The organism is Neisseria sp. HMSC055H02 (genome assembly GCF_001813335.1).
In the GTDB taxonomy this organism is placed as follows: Bacteria; Pseudomonadota; Gammaproteobacteria; order Burkholderiales; family Neisseriaceae; genus Neisseria; species Neisseria sicca_C.
This window is the reverse complement of the sequence record NZ_KV812067.1, coordinates 87,526-88,053: the sequence shown is the minus strand read 5'-3', so window position 1 is coordinate 88,053 and position 528 is coordinate 87,526. Positions and strand designations below refer to the sequence as shown.

The window sequence follows — 528 nt, the reverse complement described above, 5'->3', positions numbered from 1 at the left end:
CGAATGGTAAGGGCGGCAAAAATAGGTTTCTGCCTTTAATGCTTTGGCTATTTGGGTGTGTTGGCAGAACTCTTTGCCGTTATCCATGGTGATGGTGTGGACTCTGGCTTTATAGACCTTTAATACCCTAATGGCCGCCCGGGCAGTATCTTCGGCCTTTAAGTTATCCAATTTGCAGATGATGGTGTAGCGGGTATTGCGTTCGACCAAGGTCAATAATGCGCTTTTCTGATCTTTGCCGATGATGGTGTCGGCCTCCCAATCGCCGATGCGGGTTTTCCGGTCGACGATGGCGGGTCGGTTTTCTATGCCGACGCGGTCGGGCACTTTGCCTCCGGTCCATGTGCTGCCGTAGCGTTTGCGGTAGGGTTTGCTGCATATTCTGTGGTGTTGCCACAACGTGCCGCCGTTGCTTTTGTCTTGGCGGAGGTAGCGGTAAACGGTGCTGTGATGGAGTGTGATCCCGTGGTGTTTGCGCAGGTAGGCACATACCTGTTCGGACTGAGTTTGCGGCGGATAAGGGTGTCG

The 528-nt window shown here is 53.4% G+C and carries 1 pseudogene; it reads right to left on the bottom strand.

Going from position 1 to position 528, the window contains the following annotated elements:
• Window positions 1–528: pseudogene (locus HMPREF2907_RS01665) on the bottom strand (IS30 family transposase); the annotation flags it as partial.